The following is a 23,546-nucleotide window of genomic DNA, read 5'->3' as shown; positions in this document are numbered from 1 at the left end:
ACGAAAAAGGGAGACCCTCGGGTCTCCCTTTTTTTGTCTGAACAAATCTTACTTAACGTTAACCGTAATGACTTTAGACGCTACAGTCGGGTTGAACTGCATGTGCAGTTTGTCGCCGGCCACCAGTTGCAAGGTGTGCTTACCTGGAGTGAGGGTCAGTTCGGTTTCGGTCTGGGCCTTGCCGTAGTGGATCACGGTGTCGGTAGCCGGAATCGGCACGCTGGCGTCAGGCAGTGCTTTCTGGTCGACCAGCAGGTGGTGGTGACCGGTGCCTGGGGTCTGGTCGGTGGCTGGGGCCAGTTTCAGGCCTCCCATGCCGAACTTGACGGTGAAGGTCTTATCGACAGTGGCGCCGTCTTTGGGCGAGACGATGAAGACTTTGGCATCAGCCGGTGGTTCGCTACGAGGGATACCGTCTGCGGCAGTCGCCAGCATCGAAGCACCCAGCAATAGGCTGGCCAGGGTTGCACGGGACAAAAAGGCTTTCATTAACTTCTCCAGTTTTTTTGTGAAATCTGTAGGGTTATGACAACTTAGCGACAAATCGTTGTCCAAGGCACTCAACACCATAGCAAAGCAAAGCGAGTCTGAACGACGCCTCGCACATTCGAATTCTTTAGGAGTGACCATGCATTTTTTGCCTGGCCTGTTACTTTTGCTACCCCTGATAAGCCCCTTGGCTCATGCCGAAATGTTCGATGATGTGTTTGATCGCGGCGAATTGCGCATTGCCCAGGAGGCCAACACACCGCCCTTCAACTTCAAGGAAGGCGACAAGCTCACCGGCTTTGAAGTGGAACTGGGTGAGTTGCTGGCCAAAGAGATGGACGTACGCGCCTCCTTTATCACCACCGATGCCACGGACATGCTGCCCGGCGTGGAAAGCGGTAAGTACGACGTGGCGATCAACCATATCGCTGTGACTCCTGAACTGCAGGATCGTTTCGATTTCAGCGAACCCTATAGTTATTCCAGTGCCCAGTTGATTGTGCGCAAGCAGGAAAACCGCCCATTGGGCAGCCTTGACGCGTTCAAGGGCAAGGCGCTGGGCGTGGCCCAAGGCAGTCAGTTTGTGGAGCAGGCGCGCACCGCCGAAGGTGTCGACCTGCGCAGTTACGCCGACGCCAAACAACCGATCAAGGACGTGGCCGACCAGCAGATCGATGCGGCCATCAGTGATCGGCTGCTGATTCCCTACGCGATTCGCGACAGTCAGTTACCGGTTAAGGAAGGTGCAACCGTCGGCCCGACCTTGAGCCTGGCGATTCCCTTCCAGAAGGGCAACCCCGCGTTCAAGTCGAGCCTGGACAAGGCGCTGCAACGAATCAAGGCGGATGGCCGGCTGACGGCGTTGTCAGAGAAATGGTTCGGGATGGATGCGAGCAAGCCGATGGCGAAGGCTGACTAAACTCGATCAATGTGGGAGCTGTCGAGCCCACATTAGGTCAGTGCGGATTTGAGAGGTGCGCCAGCGCCTGTGCCGCCTCGGGCAGCTCCAGCTCACTGAACACCAACACCCCATGGCGCTTGAGCAACGCCGCTGTCACTCCTTCGCCGCTCACCTTCACGCCGGTGAAGGTGCCGTCATAGGTCAGCAGATTGCCGCATGACGGGCTATTGGCCTTGAGCACCGCAATACGAATACCGTGGCGCTGCACCAACGCCAACGCCTGACGCGCGCCGTCGAGAAAGGCTTCGCTGAAGTCTTCACCTTCAGCCGTCAGCACCTTAGCGCGGCCTTCCCAGACATCAACGCCCTGCCCGCCCGCAATCTCGGCAGACGGACGTGGCGTCGGCAAGCCACCGGCCACTTCTGGGCACACTGCAACCACGCGGCCTTCGGCCTGCCAAGCGGCCAGTTGATCAAAGGGCCCGCTGGCCCCGCCGTCGTATCGCACGCGATGCCCGAGCAGGCAGCGGCTGATCAAGATTTTTTCCATGATTAAAACGGCTCGTTGCCCCGCCGGCGAAACCAGCCCGTCAAGGACAGGCGCTCGCGGGTGGCGGGCAGGACTTCATGGGGCACTTCACCCGACAGGAACACCACGAGGCAACCGCCGATTGGCACCACATCGTGCTCCAGACCCTCGTCAAGGTACATGCGTAACTGGCCGCCATGCTCAGGCAGCCAGGCATTGTTCAAGTAGATCACCGCAGAGACCATACGCCGGTCGTCGTCGCGAAAGCGGTCAATATGCCTGAGGTAAAACGCTCCCGGTGGGTACAGGGCGAAATGGCTTTCAAAATCTTCCAGACCGAGGAACAGGCCTCGATTCATCGCCACCCGCAGGCTGTCCATCAGGTCGAGGTAATTATCGCAGGCAGCGACCTGGCCGGCTTCCAGCCATTGAATGTGATCACCACGAATACCCTCGCGAATCTCCTGAAACGGCCCGCGCCCAACGGCTGCTGGTGCCAATTCACCTTCAGCGGCACGTTTATGGCACTCAGCCGCCAGTTCCAGGGTCAGAGCCTCTGGCAGGAAGATGTTCTGCTGCGACCAGCCTTTCACAGCCAAGTCGTCGACGATGCGTAACAACAGCGGGTGATCAGAGGGTATTTGCATGGCGCGCATAGTATCCATACCCCTGTGAATCCGACAGCACCGCTGAGCGTCTGAATACACTTTAGTCAGGTGACTGATAGGACTTCTCGACAAATCCTACGCCCGACACGGACAATAGTGGCCGACTGACAGGAGTCCATATGCGTCGTTTGTTTTTTTCCTTGCTGATGTTCTGCGTTTTACCCGCTTGGGCAGACAGCCATGACCAGTTGTACACGGTCGCCGGCTGGCCAGAACAACGCGCGCATTTTAATGACGCCTTGAGTGCCGCTCAGCAACGCTATCGCAACAGCTTGCCGCCCGCCGTATACCAAGCGCTGGTGGACAACAGCAATAAGCGCTTCAACCCCAAGGCCATGGATCAGCGGGCCGAGGCGCAGTTGCGCAAAAATCTGGTGGACCCAAAACCTGCACTGGCCTTCTTCCAGTCGCCCTTGGGCAGCAAGATCGTCGCCGCCGAATTGCTCGCGACCCGTCGGGATCAGTTGGCGAAAAACGCCCAGGGCCTGCCGCAAATCCAGGCCGATGCCACCCGTAGCCTGATCATCGGCCACCTGGCCCAGGCGCTACCCGCCCGAGAGGCCGGCGCGGAGGTTAGCCTGGCGATTGCCGGTGTGGCGGCCGACAGCTTGAGCCAGATGATTCCCGGCCTACTGGGCGGCGGTCAGGCCCAAGGTATGTTGAACGGCCAGCGCGAGCGGTTAATGCAGCAGATTGGCAATGACTTGAACAACACGCTGTTGTACGTCTATCGCGATTTGTCCGACCCGGAGTTGGAAGAATTCGCTACGTTTGCCGAGTCGCCGGAAGGCAAGGCTTACTATCAAGCGGCCTTGGCCGCGATCCGCGCCGGCCTGGCCGTCGGCCAAAGTACATCGAGCCTGGCTCCGTAATAAATGTGGAGCGGGCAAGCCCGCTCCCACCTGTAGATTTCGGTCAGCTCAGGTGGTCGGTGAGGAACTTGAAATACTCTTGGCGAATCTGTGAAATCTCATTGGCCAAATGATGCCTGCCACGCGGCAACATCAAAATCTCAGGCTGATCAAACTTCCCCTGCAGCACTTGCAAGTTGTGCTGCCAATCCACCGTCATATCTTCTTCACCCTGCACAATCAGCGGCCGCCGACTGCTGCGCGGTGCGGCTTCGATACGCTTGATCCAGCGTGCCAGCGCACCCACCCAGGCGGTGGGCAGTTGCCGCGGCTGCAACGGGTCCGCTTCCAGGAACGGCCTGAACGCAGGGTCGTTGGTGTTATCGCTGAAGCGTCGGGCAATGCCTTTGACGAACGGTTTGAGCAAGTAATAGCTGAGCTGCGACCAACCCCAGGCTCGAGGCCGGACCAGCGGTGACAACAGGAACGTCTTGCCTTGCGCCGGGCTGTCGACGCCGTGGTTGAGCAGGTGGTCCACTACAATCGCCCCGCCGGTGCTTTGCCCGAACAGGTGCCACGGCTGAGGCAGTTGCAACGCCTTGGCCTGCTCGAACAGCGCCTGCACCACGCTCTGGTACACCGCGAAGTCGTCGATGCTGGCCCGCTCGCCACTGGACAGCCCGTGGCCCGGCAGGTCGCAGGCGATCACCACGAAACCCTGGTCCAGGCCCCAGTCCACCACGTTGCGATACAGGCCCATGTGATCGTAGAAACCGTGAAACAGGAACATCGTTGCCACAGGTTGCCGTGGCCACCAGACCTGGCTGACCACCTCGAATCCGTCGACCTCAAAACGCCCCAGGCGGCTGACAACCGGCTCCTTGCGGGCCGCCAGGTCCAGACCATAGAAGCGCTGATAGACCCGGGCCTCGGCTGAGAGCGGCTGCGCATCCACCAACGGCCGCAAGCTTTCGCGAAGGTGATCGGGGTCAAAGGTCACGGGCATAAGAGGTTCCAGACTAGAGGCTTGGTGCGCTGCACAGGTTTTATCGAGCTGCGATATTCATCTGTCAGGGCAAGCATGGCAAGCTACGCGTCCTTCGAGGATTGATCTGAATGCGAAAGCCTTACCGCACGGACCTGTTCGCCAGCCTGATCGTACTGATCTGCGCGGTGGGGTTGTGGGCGGCGTATGACTGGTTCCAGGATCGCTACCTGCGAGCCTTCAGCGAACACACGGCGGTGTTTTCCGGGGACATGCTCAAGCTGCCCAACGACCTCGCCGGGCCCGGCCCGATTCGCCTGGTGCATTTCTGGGACCCTGCGTGCCCGTGCAACGTCGGCAATCAACAGCACCTCAGCGAATTGATCGAGCAATACGCGCCCCAGGGCGTGGAGTTCTACGCCCTGCAAAAAGCCGGCAGCCACGGCCAGTTGCCCACGACCCTCGGCGCAATGAAAGTCCTCACGGCCCTGCCCGGCGCCGAACACGTGCCCGCCAGCCCCGCCGTGGGGATTTGGGATCGCACGGGCAAGCTGGCCTATTTCGGGCCTTACAGCGAAGGGCTGACCTGTAATTCCAGTAACAGCTTTATCGAACCTATCCTGCAGGCACTCAAGGGTGGACGCGACGTGAACGCAACCCACACCCTGGCGGTGGGCTGCTATTGTTCCTGGCCGGAAGGTTTGTAGTCTGCTGCCCCATTCTCACTAAGGAATTTCCATGAAGCGCGTGTTGTCGGTCCTCACAGCCCTACTGGTGCTGATCGCCCTCAGCGCCGGCTGGTACGTCTACAGCAAGCAGCCGACCCGCCAGGGCACGGTAGAGATAGCCAACCTGCAAGGCTCGGTGACTGTTCGCTATGACGACCGTGGCGTACCCCATATCCGCGCCGAGAACGAAGCCGACCTGTACCGCGCCCTTGGCTATGTGCATGCCCAGGACCGGCTGTTCCAGATGGAAATCATGCGTCGCCTGGCCCGTGGCGAACTGGCCGAAGTGCTCGGCCCCAAGTTGCTGGACACCGACAAACTGTTTCGCAGCCTGCGCATCCGTGACCGCGCCACCACTTATGCAGCGCAGATGGACCGCCAGTCGCCCCACTGGAAAGCCCTGCAAGCCTACCTGGACGGTATCAACCAGTATCAGGACAGCCACGCCAAACCCATGGAGTTCGACGTACTGGGCATCCCCAAGCGCCCGTTTACCGCCGAAGACACCATCAGCATCGCCGGCTACCTGGCCTACAGCTTTGCCGCCGCCTTTCGTACCGAGCCCTTGCTGACTTACGTACGCGATCAACTCGGCAGCGACTACCTGAAAACTTTCGACCTTGACTGGAAACCCAGGGGCGATCTTGGCCTGGCCGCCGGCGACTGGAAAGACCTTGGCGCCATCGCCCGCCTGAGCGAGCAGGCTTTGGCCGATAACGGCCTGCCGCAGTTCGAGGGCAGCAACGCCTGGGCCATCAGCGGCGCACGCACCAAGAGCGGCAAGCCGTTGCTGGCTGGCGACCCACATATCCGCTTCTCGGTGCCGTCGGTGTGGTACGAGGCGCAGTTGTCGGCACCGGGCTTTGAACTCTACGGTTATCACAACGCGCTGGTGCCGGTAGCGTTCCTGGGGCACAACAAGGATTTCGGCTGGAGCCTGACCATGTTCCAGAACGATGATCTGGACCTGATCGCCGAACAGGTCAACCCGGACAACCCCAATCAGGTCCGCTACCACGACCAGTGGGTCGACATTACCAGCAGCGAGCAGCAGATCGCCATCAAGGGCCAGGCCCCGGTGACGCTGACCCTGCGTCAATCGCCCCACGGCCCGATCATCAATGACGTGCTCGGCGCAAACGCTGGCAAGACGCCGATCGCCATGTGGTGGGCGTTCCTCGAAACCGAGAATCCGATCCTCGACGGCTTCTACCAGCTCAATCGTGCCAACACCCTGGCCAAGGCTCGCAGCGCCGTGGCCAAGGTCCACGCACCGGGACTGAATATTGTCTGGGCCAATGCCAAGGGCGATATCGGCTGGTGGGCGTCGGCGCAGTTGCCGATCCGCCCGGCCGACGCCAAGCCCGGTTTTATCCTCGATGGCAGCACCACCCAGGCCGACAAGCTCGGCTTCTACCCGTTTAGCGCCAACCCACAGGAAGAAAATCCGGCGCGTGGCTACGTGGTCTCCGCCAACGCACAGCCCGTGTCGCCCACCGGCATGGAGATTCCTGGCTATTACAACCTGGCGGATCGCGGCCAACAGTTGAACGCGCAATTGAGCGACAACCGCGTGAAATGGGATCTGGAAAACAGCCAGGCCTTGCAGCTCGGCACCACCACCGCCTACGGGCCAAGGCTGCTGGCGCCGCTGTTGCCAGTGCTGCGTGATGTGGTCAAGGACCCGGTAGAGTTGAAACTGGTGGAGCAACTGGCCGCGTGGAAAGGTGATTACCCGCTCGACTCCACCAGCGCCACGCTGTTCAACCAGTTGCTGTTTGATCTTGCTGATGCCGCGATGCGTGACGAGCTGGGCGACGCCATGTTCCAGACCCTGCTCTCGACCCGGGTCATCGACTCCGCCCTGCCGCGCCTCACAGCTGCCACCGACTCGCCGTGGTGGGACAACCGCACCACCCCACTCAAGGAGACCCGCACCGACACCGTCCGGCTCGCCTGGCAAGCTAGCCTTGCGCACCTCAAGGCCACCTTCGGCGATGACCCGACGCAGTGGCAGTGGGGCAAGGCGCATACCCTGACTCATGGCCATCCGCTGGGATCGCAGAAGCCGTTGGACCAGATCGTCAATGTCGGCCCCTTCGCGGCCCCCGGCACCCACGAAGTGCCAAATAACCTGTCTGCCGCCATCGGCCCGGCGCCCTGGCCGGTGACTTATGGGCCGTCAACCCGGCGCCTGATCGACTTCGCCGACGCCGCGCACGCCCTGACCATCAACCCGGTAGGGCAAAGCGGCGTGCCGTTCGACAAGCACTACGCCGACCAGGCAGAAACGTATATCGAGGGTGGGTATGAGCAGGCGCACCTCAATGATGAGGAAGTGACGGCCAATACCCGAGGTACGCTCAAACTGTTGCCGGCCAGAGCCGCGCAATAGCGCTCAAACTGGCGCCGCGAAATTCAGCCTGAATTGTTGCGGCGTCACTCCAAGCCTGCGATTGAACACGCTGCGCATGTGCTGGGCTTGTGACAAGCGGGCTTTGTGGCGAGCGGGCTTGCCCGCGTTGGGCTGCGCAGCAGCCCCAGTAAGGCCGCCGCATTCTTACAGACAAAGTCGCAGCGCCAGGTTTGGGGCCGCTTCGCGACCCAACGCGGGCAAGCCCGCTCGCCACAAAAACCCGCGAGGGGATCAGATGTCTGGGTTCAGGCCGATGAACTTTGTCGAGGTGATTCGCCAGTCGCCCTGGACTGCATAACCGACTTGCAATGCAATCAAATGTGGGAGCTGGCTTGCCTGCGATGGCGGGGTATCAGTCAACCAATCAGTCGACTGACAGGGCCTCATCGCAGGCAAGCCAGCTCCCACATTTTGATCCAGTTTCTTCAGGTAGACCTGATTAAACTGGCGCAGGCGCCCGACGCACATCTGGCTGCTTCCAACCGTCCGCTGCAGCTTCTTCAATCGCCTGCTGGATCGCCTTCTTGCGGCGCTCTTCGGCACGGCGGCTGAAGAACCACACCAGGAAGGTCACCAGCGACACCGCCAACAGAATCAGGCTGGCCACGGCGTTGATCTCGGGTTTAACCCCCAGACGCACCGCCGAGAACACTTCCATCGGCAACGTGGTGGAACCCGGCCCCGAGACAAAGCTGGCCAATACCAGGTCATCCAGGGACAGCGCGAAGGACATCATCCCACCCGCCGCCAACGACGGCGCGATCATCGGGATGGTGATCAGGAAGAACACCTTCCACGGCCGCGCACCCAGGTCCATCGCCGCTTCTTCGATCGACAGGTCCAGCTCACGCAAACGCGCCGACACCACCACCGCCACATACGCCGAACAGAACGTGGTGTGAGCGATCCAGATGGTGACGATGCCACGTTCCTGGGGCCAGCCGATCATCTGCGCCATGGCTACAAACAGCAGCAACAGCGACAGACCGGTGATCACTTCTGGCATCACCAGCGGCGCCGTAACCAGGCCGCCGAACAGCGTGCGGCCCTTGAACTGGCTGATGCGCGTCAGCACAAATGCCGCCAACGTGCCCAACGCCACTGCCGCCACCGCCGTGTAGCAGGCGATTTCCAGGGAGCGTGCTACCGAGCCCATCAGTTGGGTGTTATCCAGCAGGCCGATATACCACTTGATCGACCAACCGCCCCACACCGTCACCAGTTTCGACTCGTTGAACGAATAGATCACCAGAATCAGCATCGGCAGGTAGATAAACAGCAGCCCGACGACCAGCATAAAGCTGGAGAAACTGAAGCGCTTCATATCTTGCCCTCCATCTCTTTGGCTTGGCTGCGGTTGAACAGGATGATCGGCACGATCAGGATCGCCAGCATCACCACCGCCAGGGCAGAAGCCACCGGCCAGTCACGGTTGTTGAAAAATTCTTGCCACAACACTTTACCGATCATCAGGGTTTCCGGACCGCCCAGCAGTTCAGGGATCACGAACTCGCCCACCACCGGGATAAACACCAGCATGCAGCCGGCGATGATGCCGTTTTTGGACAGTGGCACGGTGATTTTCCAGAAACTGTTGAAGGTACTCGAACCCAGGTCCGACGCGGCTTCCAGCAGACTCTGGTCATGTTTGACCAAGTTGGCGTAGAGCGGCAGGATCATGAACGGCAGGTAGGAATAGACCACGCCGATATACACCGCGATGTTGGTATTGAGTATCTGAAACGGCTCGTTGATCAGTCCGATGGACATCAGGAAGCCATTGAGCAAGCCGTTGTTGCTGAGGATACCCATCCACGCATAGACGCGGATCAGGATCGCCGTCCAGGTCGGCATCATGATCAGCAGCACCAGCACGGTCTGCATTTCCTTGCGGGCGCTGGCGATGGCATAGGCCATCGGATAACCGATCAGCAGGCACAACACTGTGCTGAAAAACGCCATCTTCAGCGAGCCAAGATAGGCTGCGATGTACAACTCGTCATCGCCCAGCATCGCGTAGTTGGCCAGGTTGAGCACCAACTGCAGCTTCTGTTCAACGAAGGTGTAGATCTCAGTGTACGGAGGGATCGCTACGTCGGCTTCGGCAAAGCTGATCTTCAGGACGATGAAGAACGGCAGCATGAAGAACAGGAACAGCCAGAGGAAAGGTATCCCGATGACCACATGCCGGCCACCGGGGGTTATTCGTTGCAACTGGCGCTTGAGTTTCTTCATGTTCATGAACGAAGTACCACGCCGCTGTCGTCTTCCCACCACACGTAGACCTGGTCACCCCAGGTCGGCCGCGCGCCACGGCGTTCAGCGTTGGCGACGAAGGACTGCACCAGCTTGCCGCTGGGCAGCTCGACGTAAAACACCGAGTGCCCTCCCAGGTAGGCGATATCGTGGACCTTACCGCTGGACCAGTTGTGCTCGCAGGTCGGCATTTCGGAGGTCACCAGCAGTTTTTCCGGGCGGATGGCGTAGGTCACCGACTTGTCTTCTAGCGAGGTGGCGATGCCGTAGCCGACATAGATGTCGCGGTCCAGGTCAGGGCACTTGAGCAGCGCGTGGCCTTCGGCGTCGTCCACAACCTGGGTTTCGAAGATATTGACGTTGCCGATGAACTCGCACACCAGGCGGCTGGTTGGCGTCTCGTAGATGTCGATGGGGCTGCCGATCTGCGCGATCCAGCCCAGGTGCATGATCGCAATGCGCTCGGCCATGGTCATGGCCTCTTCCTGGTCGTGGGTCACCATCACGCAGGTCACACCCACGCGCTCGATGATTTCCACCAGCTCCAGTTGCATTTGCGAACGCAGCTTCTTGTCCAGGGCGCCCATCGGCTCATCGAGCAACAGCAACTTCGGCCGCTTGGCCAGGGAGCGGGCCAGGGCCACGCGCTGACGCTGGCCGCCAGACAGTTGGTGCGGCTTGCGCTTGGCGAACTGGCTCATCTGTACCAGCTTGAGCATTTCCGCGACGCGGGCATCCACCTCGGCCCTGGGGATCTTGTCCTGTTGCAGGCCGAAAGCGATGTTCTGCGCCACCGTCATGTGCGGGAACAAGGCGTAGGACTGGAACATCATGTTGATCGGCCGCTCGTAGGGCGGCATGTCGGTGATGTCCACACCGTCGAGGAAAATCCGGCCCTCGGTCGGGCGCTCGAAACCTGCGAGCATACGCAGCAGGGTGGACTTGCCTGAACCCGAACCGCCGAGCAAGGCGAAGATCTCGCCTTTCTTGATTTCCAGGGACACATCGTCCACGGCAATCGTCTCGTCGAATTTCTTCGTGACCCGGTCGATTTTGACCAGCACCTTTTTCGGTGTCTGGTCGCCCTCGAGGGCTTTCTTATAGGCGCCGGAGGCAACTGCCATTTACGAAACTCCCAACAAGAAGAGTGCAGTTCGCCCGAGGCGGGCGAACCTTGGATAGTTTGAGCTTTGAGCCTTACTTGCCCGACTTGACCTTGGTCCAGCTGCGGGTCATTAAGCGTTGCACCTTCGGGGGTAGCTCGCCGTTGACAAAGGTCCGGTCGAGAACCGCCTGCGGTGGGTAAACCGCTTCGTCGGTGCGTATCGATTGCTCCATCAGTGTGTCCGCCCCTGGGTTAGGGTTGGCGTAACCGACGTAATCACTGACCTGAGCGATCACTTCAGGTTTCAGCAAATAGTTGATGAAAGCGAGGGCTTCCTTGACGTTGGTGGAATCCTTGGGGATCGCCAGCACGTCGAACCAGAGGTTGCCGCCTTCTTTCGGGATGACGTAGGCGATGTTCACGCCCTTGCCCGCTTCGGCCGCACGAGCCTTGGCCTGGAAGACGTCGCCGGAGAAGCCGGCGGCGACACAGATCTCGCCATTGGCCAGATCGGAAATGTACTTGGAGGAGTTGAAGTAAGTCACGTACGGACGCACCGCCATCAGCTTGGCTTCAGCCTTTTTATAGTCTTCGGGGTTCTGGCTGTTGGGGTCCAGGCCCATGTAATTGAGCACCGCCGGCAACATTTCATCGGCCGAATCAAGGAACGCCACGCCGCACTTGGAGAGCTTCTTGATGTTTTCTGGCTCGAACAGCACCGCCCAGGAGTCGATCTTGTCGACGCCCAGCGCCGCTTTGACTTTCTCGACGTTGTAGCCAATGCCGTTGGTGCCCCACAGATAGGGCACTGCGTACTGGTTGCCTGGATCGTTCTTTTCCAGCCGCTTGAGCAGCGCCGGGTCCAGGTTGGCGTAGTTACTCAGCTGGGACTTGTCTAGCTTCTGGAATGCGCCGGCCTTGATTTGCTTGCCTAGGAAGTGGTTGGACGGCACTACCACGTCATAGCCGGTACGACCGGCCAGCAACTTGCCTTCCAGGGTTTCGTTGGAATCGAACACGTCGTAGACGGGCTTGATGCCGGTGGCCTTTTCAAAGTTGGCCAGGGTGTCGGGGCCGATATAGTCCGACCAGTTATAAACATGCACGGTTGAAGCGGCCTGCACGCTGACTGCCAACGTGACGCCCGCACCGACCAGCAAGGCTTTGCGAAATAAAGAAATTGGCAAGTGGAGGTCCTCTCAACTAGTTGGGCCAAGTTACCCGAGCGGCATGGCAGCAACACTGCGCGGCAACAAAACCGGCGCGCAACTTACCCTCGATAAACCGATCCGGCAAAACTTTCTGTCATTTAATTGTTTCGTTAACCACCGCGCGCATCGCGGCGGTTAACGAAGACCTCATCAAACCAGCTTATTTGCCCGATTTGATCTTGGTCCAGCTGCGGGTCAGCAAGCGCTGAGTGGCGGCCGGCAAGTCAGCAATTGCATACAGCTTGGCCATGACGTCCGCTGGTGGATAAACACCTGGGTCGCTGGTGATTTCCTTGTCGACCAGTGGAGTCGCCGCCGCGTTACCGTTGGGGAAACGCACCGCGTCGGTGATCTCGGCCATGATTTCCGGTTTCATCAGGAAGGTCATGAACTTGTAGGCGCCGTCGACGTTTTCGGCATCTTTAGGGATGGCGACCATGTCGAAGAAGCTGCCAGCGCCTTCCTTGGGAATGTTGTAGCTGACTTTGACCTTGTCACCCGCTTCGGCGGCACGGGCCTTGGCCTGGTAGATATCACCCGAGTAACCGACTGCCACGCAGATGTTGCCGTTGGCCAGGTCCGAGATGTACTTGGAGGAGTGGAAGTAACCGACCGAAGGACGGATCTTCAGGAACAGTGCTTCGGCTTCGGCCAGCTGTTTCTTGTCCTGGCTGTCGGTCGGGTAACCGAGGTAATGCAGGGCAATCGGCAACATTTCGGTTGGCGAGTCGAGGAAGCTGATACCGCAGGATTTCAGCTTGGCCGCGTTTTCCGGCTTGAACAGCAAATCCCAGGAATTGGTCGGTGCGTCGGCACCCAGTGCGGCCTTGACCTTATCGGCGTTGAAGCCAATACCGATCGAGCCCCACATGTAAGGGAACGCGTGTTCGTTGCCCGGGTCGCTGATCGAAACAGCCTTGAGCAATTCAGGATTGAGGTTTTTCCAGTTTGGCAGCTTGGATCTGTCCAGCTTCTGGTAAACACCGGCCTTGATCTGCTTGGCCAGGAAGTTGTTGGAAGGCACGACGATGTCATACCCGGATTTGCCCGCCAGCAGCTTGGCTTCCAGGGTTTCGTTGCTGTCGAATACGTCGTAGACCACCTTGATGCCCGACTCCGCTTCGAACTTCTTCACGGTGTCCGGTGCAATGTAATCGGACCAGTTGTAGACGTGCAGCACTTTGTCGTCTGCCTGGGCCGCGCCCGCCATCACGCCCATCAGGGACAAGGCCAGGAGGGTCTTGCCAGCGTTCTTCAAACCTAATGCCTTCATTCGGTCATGCTCCAATTTTTCTTTTTGGGCCACATTCTTTATCTATAAACAGCTGCAAAGTGTTGAGTGGCCCCTCGAAGGGCAACAAAACAGGGCGACAGTCTGGCAAGTTCAAGGGCCGGCTTTCAACCAAAGCCCCACATTTATAACGGAGCGGCCAAAGGCCACTCCGTCCTGAGCCTAACACTTAGCCCTGCAATGCCGCCAAAGTCAGGTCCAGGCACTTGCGCGCCTTGGTCACCAACTCGTCAATCTCGGCCTTGCTGATCACCAGCGGCGGCGAAATGATCATGGTGTCGCCGACAGCGCGCATGATCAGGCCATTCTCAAAACAGAAGGTGCGGCAGATCATGCCAACGCCTTTCCCTTCGTAACGCTTGCGCGTCGCTTTGTCCTGCACCAGCTCAATGGCACCCAACAGGCCGACACCGCGTACTTCACCCACCAGGGGATGATCACTCAGCTCTCGTAGGCGTCGCTGCAAATAGGGTGCCGTTTCGCTGTGGACGCGCTCGACAATTTTTTCATCGCGCAGGATGCGGATGTTTTCCAGGGCCACTGCGGCGGCCACCGGATGACCGGAGTAGGTGAAACCGTGGTTAAAGTCGCCACCTTCATTGAGCACAGCAACCACTTCGTCGCGCACGATTAGACCGCCCATGGGGATATAACCCGAGGTCAGGCCCTTGGCGATGGTCATCATGTCCGGCTTGAGGTTGTAGAAATCGCTACCGAACCACTCACCGGTACGGCCGAAACCACAGATCACCTCATCGGCGACAAACAGGATATCGTACTTGGCGAGGATTTCCTTGATGCGCGGCCAGTAGCTGTCGGGCGGTATGATCACGCCACCGGCACCCTGGATCGGCTCGGCAATAAAGGCGCCGACGTTGTCCACGCCCAGTTCCAGAATCTTCTCTTCCAGTTGGTTGGCGGCCCAGATGCCGAACGCTTCGGGGCTCATGTCGCCGCCTTCGCCGAACCAGTACGGCTGGGCGATGTGGACGATGCCCGGGATCGGCAAGTCGCCCTGTTCGTGCATGTAGGTCATGCCGCCCAGGCTCGCGCCGGCAACGGTGGAACCGTGGTAGCCGTTCTTGCGGCTGATGATGATTTTCTTGTTCGGCTGGCCCTTGATCGCCCAGTAGTGACGAACCATGCGCAGCATGGTGTCGTTGCCTTCGGAGCCGGAGCCGGTGAAGAACACGTGGTTCATGCCTTGAGGGGCAACGTCAGAGATGGCCTTGGCCAATTCCAGTACCGGCGGGTGGGCGGTCTGGAAGAACAGGTTGTAGTACGGCAGCTCTTTCATCTGCTTGGCGGCGGCGTCAGCCAGTTCATCGCGGCCATAACCGATGGCCACGCACCACAGGCCGGCCATGCCGTCGAGAATCTTGTTGCCTTCGCTGTCCCACAGGTAGACACCGTGAGCTTTGGTGATGATTCGCGGGCCTTTCTCTTTCAACTGTTTGAAGTCGCTGAACGGCGCCAGGTGGTGATCGCTGCTCAAGGCTTGCCATTTACGGGTTTGCGGGTTGCTGCTGGTCATACCAATCTCCAAAAGTAGCAGGTGAAGGTGCGGCGTGTAACGGCCGCACCCGGCGCATCAGACGGCAAAAAGCAGGAATTCCCGCTCCCACGAACTGATCACGCGCTTGAAGTTTTCATGCTCGGCCCGCTTGACCGCGACATAGCCTGTGATGAATTTGTGACCCAGGTATTTCTCGATGGTCTTGCTGTTTTCCATCCGCTCCAGGGCGTCTTCGATGGTCAACGGCAGGCGCAGGTTGCGACGCTCGTAACCGCGACCGACCACCGGTGCACTTGGGTTGATGCCTTCGACCATACCGATGTAGCCGCACAACAAGCTGGCGGCAATCGCCAGGTACGGGTTGGCATCGGCGCCCGGCAGGCGGTTTTCCACCCGACGGTTCTGTGGGCCGGCATCCGGCACCCGCAGGCCGACGGTGCGGTTTTCTTCGCCCCATTCCACGTTAACCGGTGCCGAGGTGTCCGGCAGGAAGCGGCGGAACGAGTTGACGTTGGGCGCAAACAGCGGCAACAGCTCGGGGATGAATTTTTGCAGACCGCCGATGTGGTAAAGGAACAGTTCGCTCTTGGACCCGTCTTCGTTGGAGAAGACGTTTTTGCCGGTGGCAATGTCGATGATGCTCTGGTGCAGGTGCATGGCGCTGCCGGGCTCGCCGGTCATCGGCTTGGCCATGAACGTGGCGGCCACATTGTGCTTGAGCGCGGCCTCACGCATGGTGCGCTTGAACACCAGGATCTGGTCGGCCAAAGACAGGGCATCGCCGTGACGGAAGTTGATTTCCATCTGCGCCGTGCCGTCCTCGTGGATCAGGGTGTCGAGGTCCAGCTCCTGCAGTTCGCACCAGTCGTAGACGTCTTCGAACAACGGGTCGAATTCGTTGGCCGCTTCTATAGAGAAGGACTGGCGACCGGTTTCCGGGCGGCCAGAGCGGCCAATCGGCGGTTGCAGCGGAAAGTCCGGGTCTTCGCAGCGCTTGGTCAGGTAGAACTCCATCTCCGGCGCCACGATGGGCTGCCAGCCTTTGTCGGCGTAGAGCTTGAGGACTTTTTTGAGCACGTTGCGCGGCGACAACTCGATAGGGTTGCCTTGCTTGTCGTAGGTGTCGTGGATCACCTGGGCCGTGGGCTCTATGGCCCAAGGCACAAGGAATACCGCGTTCTCGTCCGGGCGGCAGATCATGTCAATGTCGGCAGGGTCGAGCAGTTCGTAATAGATGTCGTCTTCGACATAGTCGCCGGTCACGGTCTGTAACAGAACGCTCTCGGGCAGGCGCATGCCTTTTTCGGCGATGAACTTGTTGGTCGGCGAGATCTTGCCCCGGGTGATCCCGGTGAGGTCGCCAATCATGCATTCGACTTCTGTGATCTTGTGGTCTTTCAACCAATCGGTGAGCTGGTCGAGGTTGTTACTCATAAATGCCTCTGGGCTGAGTTTCCTGACATCCATTAAAGGTCAGGCGTTGGTTGACGCATCATCCGCGTCGCGTTGTGTCGCCCGCTTTCGACAGGCATTGCCAAATGCCTGGAAGATCGCGAGATAGTGCGGGTTAGAGCTTACCTGCCATTCGGGGTGCCATTGCACTCCCAAAGCAAAAGCCTTGCCGTCTGTCACCGAAAAGGCTTCGACCAAGCCATCGGGAGCTGTTGCTTCAACGTGTAGCCCAGGCGCCAGACGATCAACGCCCTGCCCGTGAATCGAGTTGACTTGGATCGTTTCTGGCAAACCCAGGCTTGCCAATACACCACCTGCAGAGATCGTCACCGGGTGAGCCGGGCCGTACTGGACGTCCAGCGGCTGGGTGTCGTCTTCGCGATGATCCATCATGCCCGGCACCTCATGAACCTTCTGATGCAGGCTGCCGCCAAACGCCACGTTCATTTCCTGGAAGCCACGGCAAATCCCCAGCACCGGAACGCCTGCGACAATCGCGGCGCGAATCAACGGCAAGGTGGTTTGGTCCCGTGCAGGGTCATGAGCAGTCCCGGGCGCGCTGGCCGGACCGTCGTAATAAAAAGGTTCGATATTGGAGGGTGAGCCGGTAAAGAGAATGCCGTCCAGACCGTCAAGAATATTGGCCGGGTCGAGCAAATCCGCCAGAGACGGAATAATCAATGGCAAGCCCTTGGCAGCGGTGGCCACTGCACGGACGTATTTGTCGCCACTGATGTGATAAGCATGCAGACCGACCTGTTTGGAACAGGCGGCGACGCCGATTAACGGCAGGCGAGACATGAAGCACCCCGATATTATTGCTGTTATGGGTTTGAATCGAGCTTAGCCTTGTTCATTTTTTTACACAACACCCCCGTAAAAAATACAACACGGCCCGCTCAAACGTGCTGGTTCCAAGAGACTCAAATACAAAAAATCGCCCCAAAAAGCCTCGAAAATGCCCTCAGGGCGCTTTTTTAGGGCAAAAAAGGCCTCGCTTGACTTCGGCATGCCGTTCGGGTTGACTGAAACCCGAAGATTTCAATGATTGATATTTTTAACAACAAAGGTGTTGCATCATGTCGGTACCCCCGCGTGCCGTTCAGCTTAACGAAGCGAACGCGTTCCTTAAGGATCATCCTGAGGTTCTGTACGTAGACCTTCTAATTGCGGATATGAATGGTGTGGTGCGCGGCAAGCGCATCGAACGCACCAGCCTCCACAAGGTTTACGAGAAAGGCATCAATTTGCCGGCCTCTTTATTTGCCCTGGATATCAATGGCTCGACGGTGGAAAGCACCGGCCTGGGTCTGGACATCGGTGATGCTGACCGAATCTGTTATCCAATCCCTGACACCCTGTGCAATGAACCCTGGCAAAAGCGCCCAACCGCGCAACTGCTGATGACCATGCACGAAATCGAAGGTGAACCTTTCTTCGCCGATCCTCGCGAAGTGCTCCGCCAAGTTGTGAGCAAGTTTGATGACCTCGGTCTGACCATCTGCGCCGCATTCGAGCTGGAGTTCTACCTGATCGACCAGGAGAACGTGAATGGCCGGCCACAGCCGCCCCGCTCGCCGATCTCCGGCAAACGCCCGCACTCGACACAGGTCTACCTGATCGACGACCTCGACGAATACGTCGACTGCCTCCAGGACATTCTGGAAGGTGCAAAAGAGCAAGGCATCCCTGCCGACGCCATCGTCAAGGAAAGTGCCCCGGCGCAGTTCGAAGTGAACCTGCACCACGTTGCCGACCCGATAAAGGCCTGCGACTACGCGGTACTGCTCAAGCGTTTGATCAAGAACATCGCCTACGACCATGAGATGGACACCACCTTCATGGCCAAGCCTTACCCAGGCCAGGCAGGCAACGGTTTGCACGTACACATTTCGATCCTGGACAAGGAAGGCAAGAACATCTTTGCCTGCGAGGATCCCGAGCAGAACGCCGCACTGCGACATGCGATCGGCGGTGTGCTGGAGACCCTACCCGCCCAAATGGCGTTCCTGTGCCCCAACGTCAACTCCTACCGTCGTTTCGGCGCACAGTTCTACGTGCCGAACGCGCCGTGCTGGGGGCTGGATAACCGCACTGTTGCGGTACGCGTACCCACCGGTTCCGCCGACGCGGTCCGCCTGGAACACCGCGTGGCCGGCGCCGATGCCAACCCGTACCTGCTGATGGCTTCGGTCCTGGCGGGCGTGCACCACGGCCTGACCAACAAGATCGAACCGGGCGCTCCGGTGGAAGGCAACAGTTACGAGCAGAACGAGCAAAGCCTGCCGAACAACCTGCGCGATGCATTGCGCGAGCTGGACGACAGCGAAGTGATGGCCAAGTACATCGATCCGAAATACATCGATATCTTCGTCGCCTGTAAGGAAAGTGAGCTGGAAGAGTTTGAACACTCCATCTCCGACCTTGAGTACAACTGGTACCTGCATACCGTGTAAGCGGTTGCGACAGTAAAAGGAACGCCGCAGGCTTTTGCTGTGGCGAGCGGGCTTGCCCGCGTTGGGCCGCGAAGCGGCCCCAACTCCTTTGATCTGACTCCATCAAGATTACGGCGATACCCCGGGGGCTGCTGCGCAGCCCAACGCGGGCAAGCCCGCTCGCCACAAAAGCCCACTCGCCACAGGTATGGATCATCTTCAGGCTCTGCGTACAATGCCCACTGCCCTGTAGGAGACTTCCATGACCCGCCCCGCAGCCCCTCGCAAACCCCGCGCCCGCAGCCAGGCCCGGATCGACGCGATCCTCGATGCCGCCCGCACCTTGCTGGCCGCCGAAGGCGTGGCCAGTTTGTCGATCTACAGTGTGGCCGAACGGGCGCAGATTCCGCCGTCGTCGGTCTACCACTTCTTCGCCAGCGTCCCGGCGCTGCTGCAAGCGCTGACGGCTGATGTTCACGCCGCCTTCCGCGCCGCCCTGCAAGCGCCTATCGATCATGAAAAACTCAACCATTGGCGCGATCTGTCACGCCTGGTGGAACTGCGCATGCTGAGCATCTACAGCAAGGATGCCGCCGCCCGCCAGTTGATTCTCGCCCAGCATGGGCTGACCGAAGTGACCCAGGCTGACCGTCAGCATGACCTGGAGTTGGGGGACTTGATGCTCACCGTGTTCGACCAGCACTTCCAACTGCCGGCCCTGCCCACAGACGTCGACGTGTTCGCCCTGGCCATGGAGCTGAGCGACCGGGTCTACGCCCGCTCGGTGCAACAAAATGACCACATTACGCCGCGTATGGCCGAGGAAGGGATGCGCGTATTTGATGCGTATTTAGGGCTTTACCTGCCGCCCTACCTGCCCAAGCGCAGCCACTGAAATTCCAGGATGGGCTCATGCAGCAAGTCCCCGAACACTATCTGGGCGTATGGAAACGACGCCTGATCAGCTATCAGAACGGCGAAATCGATCAACACACCTCGGTGTACTGGCTGCAAACACCGCGCCTGTTCGCCGACCTGCGCATCCCGACAGACATGCCTGCTCACTCCATCAGTCATGCCGACCGCCTGGCCCTGTGCGAACAAAAAGGCTTTGCCGGCGTGACCCAGGTCGACGGCGATATCTGCCAATGGCATCGACACATCGACTTTCAGCCCGCCAGCAATGAGGCCGATATCGGCCGGATGCATTTTGAAACCCGCGACCGCCTGATCGAAACCGCCCTGGACGATGATTATTACGAAATATGGGAGCGGCTTGCCGACTCTAAAGGTCTGTGTCGCAGCCAATGGCTACAAGCCAACGACAACCCGACCCGCAGCGCGTGCCTGGTACTCGCGGGCGACTATTTTTTGTTCGCCGCCGACCGGCATGCACCACTGGCACCCAACGGCCACTTGCGTGAACGTATCGACAGTGAAAACCGGCAGGCACTGCTGGCCTGTGAACTGTCCTTCGGCCAACATCGTGCTGGCGCCATGCCCTGGCACATCGACTACTCCACCCTGCCCGCGCAGATCGGCCAGCGACTACTGCCGGCCAGCGTGGAACCGTTGGCCGACGATCTGTTCAGCCATGCCATGGGTTATTTCGCCCCAACCAACGGCTGGAAACTCGCTTCAGATCCCTCCCCAAAACGCTGAAAACCCCGAAGGGCTCATGCCGTCCGGGGTCGTCTGTCGCACATCGATCACAACTTGGCGATCGACACCTCGGTGGACTTAACGAACGCAATCACTTCACTGCCAATCACCAACTCCAGCTCTTTTACCGAGCGGGTGGTGATCACCGAAGTGACGATGCCCGAAGCGGTCTGCACGTCGATTTCCGACAGTACGTCGCCTTCGACGATTTCCTTGATGGTGCCTTTGAACTGGTTACGCACGTTAATGGCTTTAATAGTCATGTTGTTCTTCCTTCATGGGCAAGTGAGTTATTGCGCCCAACGCAATTGCGTAGGCAACGGTGAAACAGGTTCGGGTTCCGGCGCAGTACCAGGCAATGACAGCACGCGGTTGAGCACTTCGGCTTCCAGTGCTGCCAGGCGGTGCGAACCACGGGCCCGTGGGCGTGGCAGGTCGACGAGCAGGTCGAGGCCGATTTCGCCGTCTTCAATCAGGATCACCCGGTCGGCAATGGCCACGGCTTCGCTGACGTCGTGGGTCACCAGCAACACGGTAAAACCGTGTTGCTGCCAAAGGTTCTCGATCAGTTGCTGCATCTCGATCCGGGTCAGGGCATCCAGCGCACCCAGCGGCTCATCGAGCAGCAGCAAGCGCGGCTGATGAATCAAGGCACGAGCCAGGGCGACGCGCTGCTTCTGGCCACCGGACAAGGCCGCCGGCCATTCATCGGCGCGTTCGGCCAGGCCGACGGCTTCCAGCGCTTCCAGTGCCTTGGCGCGCCAGTTGCCCTTGAGTCCAAGACCGACGTTGTCGATGACTTTTTTCCACGGCAACAGACGCGCTTCCTGGAACATCAACCGCGTGTCTTCAATGGCTTCGCTCAGCGGCGCAGAACCTGCCAGCAATTCACCACTGCTGGCTTTATCCAGACCGGCAAGCAGGCGTAGCAAGGTGCTTTTACCGCAACCACTACGGCCGACCACTGCGACGAATTGGCCTGCCGGAATGTGCAGGTCAATCTCACGCAGTACTTCCCGAGCGCCAAAGGATTTACGTAGCTTGCGCACTGCCAGCGGAATACCGCGCAGCAGGCGTGGGGGTTGTTGAGCGGTCATGCTGCACCTCCCTTGGCCACTTGATAAGCCGGATGCCAACGCAACCAGACACGTTCCAGGCCGCGAGCCGCCAGGTCGGCGAGCTTGCCGAGCACGGCGTACAGCACAATCGCCAGCACCACGACGTCGGTTTGCAGGAACTCGCGGGCATTCATTGCCAGGTACCCAATACCGGAACTGGCGGAGATGGTTTCCGCAACAATTAAGGTCAGCCACATAAAGCCCAGGGCAAAACGCACACCCACCAAAATCGAAGGCAAGGCACCCGGCAGAATCACCTGGCGAAACAGGCTGAAACCGGACAGGCCATAACTGCGGGCCATTTCCACCAGCGCCGGGTCGACGTTACGGATGCCGTGGTAGGTGTTGAGGTAGATCGGGAACAACGTGCCGAGGGCGACCAGGAAAATCTTTGCCGTCTCATCAATGCCGAACCACAGGATCACCAGTGGGATCAGCGCCAGGTGCGGCACGTTTCGGATCATCTGCACCGAACTGTCCAGCAGGCGTTCACCCCACGCCGACAGGCCGGTGATAAAGCCCAGGGCCAGGCCGATACCGCCGCCAATGATAAAACCAAGGCCCGCACGCCAACCGCTGATGGCCAGGTGCGTCCAGATTTCGCCGCTGCGCACCAGGTTGATGCCGGCTTCGATTACCGCGCTGGGCGCTGGCAGAATTCGAGTGGACAACCAGCCCGCCGAGACCGACAACTGCCACACCGCCAGCAAGAAAATCGGTAGCGCCCAAGGCGCCAGTCGATGGCTTAACTTTTCAATATTCATGGTAGCGCCTCAGCTCTTGGACGCAGCTTTGGGGAGGATATCGTTGGCCACCATCTCGCCAAACGGGCTGACGTAACCGGCGCTTTTAGGCAGCTGCGGACGCTCGATGTCCAGGTGCGGGAACAACAGTTCGGCGACCCGGTACGACTCTTCCAAGTGTGGATAACCGGAGAAGATAAAAGTGTCGATGCCCAAGTCCGCGTATTCCTTGACCCGCGCCGCAACGGTCGGCCCGTCGCCCACCAGCGCCGTGCCCGCACCGCCACGCACCAGGCCGACACCTGCCCACAGGTTGGGGCTGACTTCCAGGTTGTCACGGCTGCCACCGTGCAAGGCAGCCATGCGTTGCTGGCCCACCGAATCGAAGCGCGACAGGGACGCCTGGGCGCGGGCGATGGTGTCGTCGTCCACATGGGAAATCAGTTTGTCGGCCGCTTGCCAGGCTTCGGCGTTGGTTTCACGCACAATCACATGCAGGCGAATGCCGAAGCGTACGGTGCGCCCCAGCTTCGCGGCCTTGGCCCGTACCTGTTCGATTTTTTCCGCCACGGCTGCCGGCGGCTCACCCCAGGTCAAAACCATTTCCACTTGTTCGGCTGCCAAATCCTGCGCGGCTTCCGAAGAGCCGCCGAAGTACAACGGCGGACGTGGTTGCTGGATCGGTGGATAAAGCAATTTGGCGCCTTTGACACTGATGTGCTGACCGTCGTAATCAACGGTTTCGCCTTCCAGTACCCGACGCCAGATGCGGGTGAATTCCACCGAGGCTTGATAACGCTCTTCATGGCTGAGGAACAAACCGTCACCGGCCAATTCTTCCGGGTCACCGCCAGTCACCAGGTTGAACAACGCCCGCCCGCCCGACAGGCGATCCAGCGTTGCTGCCTGACGTGCTGCCACCGTCGGGGAAATGATCCCGGGGCGCAGGGCGACCAAAAACTTAAGGCGCTGGGTTACTGGAATCAACGAGGCCGCCACCAGCCAGGAATCTTCGCAGGAGCGCCCGGTGGGGATCAGTACCCCGCCAAAACCAAGGCGATCCGCCGCCTGGGCCACTTGTTGCAAATACCCGTGATCAACGGCGCGAGCGCCTTCAGCGGTGCCAAGGTAATGGCCATCGCCGTGGGTAGGCAGGAACCAGAAAATATTGAGGCCCATGGAGTTGTCTC

Annotated in this window: 23 protein-coding genes; 7 read left to right on the top strand and 16 right to left on the bottom strand. The window is 59.5% G+C overall.

Translation table 11 applies throughout. From position 1 onward, the window contains the following. Positions 1-48 precede the first annotated feature (48 nt). Positions 49-489, bottom strand: coding sequence for a DUF4399 domain-containing protein (locus tag AAEZ06_RS10370; RefSeq protein WP_133100896.1), 441 nt, complete (start codon positions 487-489; stop codon positions 49-51). A gap of 139 nt (positions 490-628) precedes the next feature. On the opposite strand from AAEZ06_RS10370, the gene AAEZ06_RS10365 reads away from it, so the two are divergent. Continuing rightward, a complete protein-coding gene (locus tag AAEZ06_RS10365; protein WP_149412262.1) occupies positions 629-1,408 on the top strand; it encodes a transporter substrate-binding domain-containing protein in 780 nt (259 codons plus the stop codon). A gap of 37 nt (positions 1,409-1,445) precedes the next feature. Here the strand turns inward: AAEZ06_RS10365 and AAEZ06_RS10360 are convergent, their stop codons facing one another. Then, complete coding sequence (locus AAEZ06_RS10360; RefSeq protein ID WP_149412263.1) at positions 1,446-1,940, bottom strand: 2-thiouracil desulfurase family protein; 495 nt, start codon at positions 1,938-1,940, stop codon at positions 1,446-1,448. A 2-nt stretch (positions 1,941-1,942) separates the two neighbouring features. Beyond that, a complete protein-coding gene (locus tag AAEZ06_RS10355) occupies positions 1,943-2,575 on the bottom strand; it encodes a 2OG-Fe(II) oxygenase (RefSeq protein ID WP_149412352.1) in 633 nt (210 codons plus the stop codon). Between the two features lie 131 nt (positions 2,576-2,706). On the opposite strand from AAEZ06_RS10355, the gene AAEZ06_RS10350 reads away from it, so the two are divergent. Continuing rightward, positions 2,707-3,459: a DUF2059 domain-containing protein gene (locus tag AAEZ06_RS10350; RefSeq protein ID WP_149412264.1), complete on the top strand. Its 753-nt coding sequence runs from the start codon at positions 2,707-2,709 to the stop codon at positions 3,457-3,459. A 43-nt stretch (positions 3,460-3,502) separates the two neighbouring features. Here AAEZ06_RS10350 and bipL read toward each other — a convergent pair whose 3' ends face one another. Then, positions 3,503-4,444, bottom strand: a complete 942-nt coding sequence (bipL, locus tag AAEZ06_RS10345; RefSeq protein WP_350614159.1) for a phospholipase BipL — start codon at positions 4,442-4,444, stop codon at positions 3,503-3,505. A 110-nt stretch (positions 4,445-4,554) separates the two neighbouring features. Here bipL and AAEZ06_RS10340 point away from each other — a divergent pair, with 110 nt between their 5' ends. Further along, positions 4,555-5,130 (top strand): DUF6436 domain-containing protein, encoded by a 576-nt coding sequence (locus AAEZ06_RS10340; protein ID WP_350614157.1) that lies wholly within the window; start codon positions 4,555-4,557, stop codon positions 5,128-5,130. 31 nt (positions 5,131-5,161) lie between these two features. Continuing rightward, on the top strand, positions 5,162-7,546 hold the full coding sequence (locus AAEZ06_RS10335; protein ID WP_350614155.1) for a penicillin acylase family protein: 2,385 nt from the start codon (positions 5,162-5,164) through the stop codon (positions 7,544-7,546). Positions 7,547-8,006: 460 nt separating this feature from the next. Here AAEZ06_RS10335 and AAEZ06_RS10330 read toward each other — a convergent pair whose 3' ends face one another. The 8 genes from AAEZ06_RS10330 to AAEZ06_RS10295 all read right to left on the bottom strand — a co-directional run bounded on the left by AAEZ06_RS10330 (position 8,007) and on the right by AAEZ06_RS10295 (position 17,199). Next, complete coding sequence (locus AAEZ06_RS10330; protein WP_149412268.1) at positions 8,007-8,891, bottom strand: ABC transporter permease subunit; 885 nt, start codon at positions 8,889-8,891, stop codon at positions 8,007-8,009. Next, positions 8,888-9,808, bottom strand: coding sequence for an ABC transporter permease subunit (locus AAEZ06_RS10325; RefSeq protein WP_149412269.1), 921 nt, complete (start codon positions 9,806-9,808; stop codon positions 8,888-8,890). Before AAEZ06_RS10325 ends, AAEZ06_RS10330 begins: the two co-directional genes overlap by 4 nt. Next, the gene (locus tag AAEZ06_RS10320; RefSeq protein WP_149412270.1) at positions 9,805-10,947 is read right to left on the bottom strand and encodes an ABC transporter ATP-binding protein; all 1,143 of its coding nucleotides are present in this window, start codon (positions 10,945-10,947) and stop codon (positions 9,805-9,807) included. Before AAEZ06_RS10320 ends, AAEZ06_RS10325 begins: the two co-directional genes overlap by 4 nt. 73 nt (positions 10,948-11,020) lie before the next feature. Next, positions 11,021-12,115, bottom strand: coding sequence for a polyamine ABC transporter substrate-binding protein (locus tag AAEZ06_RS10315; protein ID WP_149412271.1), 1,095 nt, complete (start codon positions 12,113-12,115; stop codon positions 11,021-11,023). 184 nt (positions 12,116-12,299) lie between these two features. After that, a complete protein-coding gene (locus tag AAEZ06_RS10310) occupies positions 12,300-13,412 on the bottom strand; it encodes a polyamine ABC transporter substrate-binding protein (RefSeq protein WP_178114367.1) in 1,113 nt (370 codons plus the stop codon). Positions 13,413-13,599: 187 nt separating this feature from the next. Beyond that, complete coding sequence (locus AAEZ06_RS10305) at positions 13,600-14,964, bottom strand: aspartate aminotransferase family protein (RefSeq protein ID WP_149412272.1); 1,365 nt, start codon at positions 14,962-14,964, stop codon at positions 13,600-13,602. Between the two features lie 57 nt (positions 14,965-15,021). Beyond that, positions 15,022-16,380 carry a glutamine synthetase family protein gene (locus AAEZ06_RS10300; RefSeq protein ID WP_133100882.1) on the bottom strand — a complete coding sequence of 453 codons (1,359 nt, stop codon included), beginning with the start codon at positions 16,378-16,380 and terminating at the stop codon, positions 15,022-15,024. A gap of 39 nt (positions 16,381-16,419) precedes the next feature. After that, the gene (locus AAEZ06_RS10295; RefSeq protein ID WP_149412273.1) at positions 16,420-17,199 is read right to left on the bottom strand and encodes a gamma-glutamyl-gamma-aminobutyrate hydrolase family protein; all 780 of its coding nucleotides are present in this window, start codon (positions 17,197-17,199) and stop codon (positions 16,420-16,422) included. 278 nt (positions 17,200-17,477) lie between these two features. Here AAEZ06_RS10295 and AAEZ06_RS10290 point away from each other — a divergent pair, with 278 nt between their 5' ends. From AAEZ06_RS10290 to AAEZ06_RS10280, 3 genes are all read left to right on the top strand, one after another. Next, positions 17,478-18,854, top strand: a complete 1,377-nt coding sequence (locus AAEZ06_RS10290) for a glutamine synthetase family protein (RefSeq protein WP_133100880.1) — start codon at positions 17,478-17,480, stop codon at positions 18,852-18,854. Between the two features lie 241 nt (positions 18,855-19,095). Continuing rightward, positions 19,096-19,728, top strand: a complete 633-nt coding sequence (locus AAEZ06_RS10285; RefSeq protein ID WP_149412274.1) for a TetR/AcrR family transcriptional regulator — start codon at positions 19,096-19,098, stop codon at positions 19,726-19,728. 17 nt (positions 19,729-19,745) lie between these two features. Continuing rightward, a complete protein-coding gene (locus AAEZ06_RS10280) occupies positions 19,746-20,495 on the top strand; it encodes a hypothetical protein (RefSeq protein WP_350614149.1) in 750 nt (249 codons plus the stop codon). A gap of 47 nt (positions 20,496-20,542) precedes the next feature. Here the strand turns inward: AAEZ06_RS10280 and AAEZ06_RS10275 are convergent, their stop codons facing one another. The 4 genes from AAEZ06_RS10275 to ssuD are packed head-to-tail and all read right to left on the bottom strand — an operon-like array spanning position 20,543 to position 23,535. Then, the gene (locus tag AAEZ06_RS10275) at positions 20,543-20,758 is read right to left on the bottom strand and encodes a TOBE domain-containing protein (RefSeq protein WP_003213899.1); all 216 of its coding nucleotides are present in this window, start codon (positions 20,756-20,758) and stop codon (positions 20,543-20,545) included. Positions 20,759-20,785: 27 nt separating this feature from the next. Further along, the gene (gene ssuB / locus AAEZ06_RS10270; RefSeq protein WP_149412276.1) at positions 20,786-21,592 is read right to left on the bottom strand and encodes an aliphatic sulfonates ABC transporter ATP-binding protein; all 807 of its coding nucleotides are present in this window, start codon (positions 21,590-21,592) and stop codon (positions 20,786-20,788) included. After that, positions 21,589-22,377 carry an aliphatic sulfonate ABC transporter permease SsuC gene (ssuC, locus tag AAEZ06_RS10265; protein WP_149412277.1) on the bottom strand — a complete coding sequence of 263 codons (789 nt, stop codon included), beginning with the start codon at positions 22,375-22,377 and terminating at the stop codon, positions 21,589-21,591. Before ssuC ends, ssuB begins: the two co-directional genes overlap by 4 nt. 9 nt (positions 22,378-22,386) lie before the next feature. Next, positions 22,387-23,535 (bottom strand): FMNH2-dependent alkanesulfonate monooxygenase, encoded by a 1,149-nt coding sequence (gene ssuD / locus AAEZ06_RS10260; protein ID WP_149412278.1) that lies wholly within the window; start codon positions 23,533-23,535, stop codon positions 22,387-22,389. Positions 23,536-23,546 lie beyond the last annotated feature (11 nt).

The sequence above is a fragment of the Pseudomonas sp. HY7a-MNA-CIBAN-0227 genome, assembly GCF_040310325.1.
GTDB lineage: Bacteria > Pseudomonadota > Gammaproteobacteria > Pseudomonadales > Pseudomonadaceae > Aquipseudomonas.
This window is presented reverse-complemented; position numbering and strand designations above follow the sequence as displayed.

Bases quoted from the DNA above. Each gene is read 5' to 3' on its own strand.
- AAEZ06_RS10365 (WP_149412262.1), top strand. From the start codon at position 629: ATGCATTTTTTGCCTGGCCTGTTACTTTTGCTACCCCTGATAAGCCCC.
- AAEZ06_RS10295 (WP_149412273.1), bottom strand. From the start codon at position 17,199: ATGTCTCGCCTGCCGTTAATCGGCGTCGCCGCCTGTTCCAAACAGGTC.
- ssuB (WP_149412276.1), bottom strand. From the start codon at position 21,592: ATGACCGCTCAACAACCCCCACGCCTGCTGCGCGGTATTCCGCTGGCA.
- AAEZ06_RS10290 (WP_133100880.1), top strand. From the start codon at position 17,478: ATGTCGGTACCCCCGCGTGCCGTTCAGCTTAACGAAGCGAACGCGTTC.
- ssuC (WP_149412277.1), bottom strand. From the start codon at position 22,377: ATGAATATTGAAAAGTTAAGCCATCGACTGGCGCCTTGGGCGCTACCG.
- AAEZ06_RS10340 (WP_350614157.1), top strand. From the start codon at position 4,555: ATGCGAAAGCCTTACCGCACGGACCTGTTCGCCAGCCTGATCGTACTG.
- AAEZ06_RS10330 (WP_149412268.1), bottom strand. From the start codon at position 8,891: ATGAAGCGCTTCAGTTTCTCCAGCTTTATGCTGGTCGTCGGGCTGCTG.
- AAEZ06_RS10370 (WP_133100896.1), bottom strand. From the start codon at position 489: ATGAAAGCCTTTTTGTCCCGTGCAACCCTGGCCAGCCTATTGCTGGGT.
- AAEZ06_RS10360 (WP_149412263.1), bottom strand. From the start codon at position 1,940: ATGGAAAAAATCTTGATCAGCCGCTGCCTGCTCGGGCATCGCGTGCGA.
- AAEZ06_RS10325 (WP_149412269.1), bottom strand. From the start codon at position 9,808: ATGAACATGAAGAAACTCAAGCGCCAGTTGCAACGAATAACCCCCGGT.
- AAEZ06_RS10310 (WP_178114367.1), bottom strand. From the start codon at position 13,412: ATGAAGGCATTAGGTTTGAAGAACGCTGGCAAGACCCTCCTGGCCTTG.
- AAEZ06_RS10275 (WP_003213899.1), bottom strand. From the start codon at position 20,758: ATGACTATTAAAGCCATTAACGTGCGTAACCAGTTCAAAGGCACCATC.
- AAEZ06_RS10285 (WP_149412274.1), top strand. From the start codon at position 19,096: ATGACCCGCCCCGCAGCCCCTCGCAAACCCCGCGCCCGCAGCCAGGCC.
- AAEZ06_RS10305 (WP_149412272.1), bottom strand. From the start codon at position 14,964: ATGACCAGCAGCAACCCGCAAACCCGTAAATGGCAAGCCTTGAGCAGC.
- AAEZ06_RS10320 (WP_149412270.1), bottom strand. From the start codon at position 10,947: ATGGCAGTTGCCTCCGGCGCCTATAAGAAAGCCCTCGAGGGCGACCAG.
- AAEZ06_RS10335 (WP_350614155.1), top strand. From the start codon at position 5,162: ATGAAGCGCGTGTTGTCGGTCCTCACAGCCCTACTGGTGCTGATCGCC.
- bipL (WP_350614159.1), bottom strand. From the start codon at position 4,444: ATGCCCGTGACCTTTGACCCCGATCACCTTCGCGAAAGCTTGCGGCCG.
- AAEZ06_RS10280 (WP_350614149.1), top strand. From the start codon at position 19,746: ATGCAGCAAGTCCCCGAACACTATCTGGGCGTATGGAAACGACGCCTG.
- AAEZ06_RS10300 (WP_133100882.1), bottom strand. From the start codon at position 16,380: ATGAGTAACAACCTCGACCAGCTCACCGATTGGTTGAAAGACCACAAG.
- AAEZ06_RS10350 (WP_149412264.1), top strand. From the start codon at position 2,707: ATGCGTCGTTTGTTTTTTTCCTTGCTGATGTTCTGCGTTTTACCCGCT.
- AAEZ06_RS10355 (WP_149412352.1), bottom strand. From the start codon at position 2,575: ATGCGCGCCATGCAAATACCCTCTGATCACCCGCTGTTGTTACGCATC.
- ssuD (WP_149412278.1), bottom strand. From the start codon at position 23,535: ATGGGCCTCAATATTTTCTGGTTCCTGCCTACCCACGGCGATGGCCAT.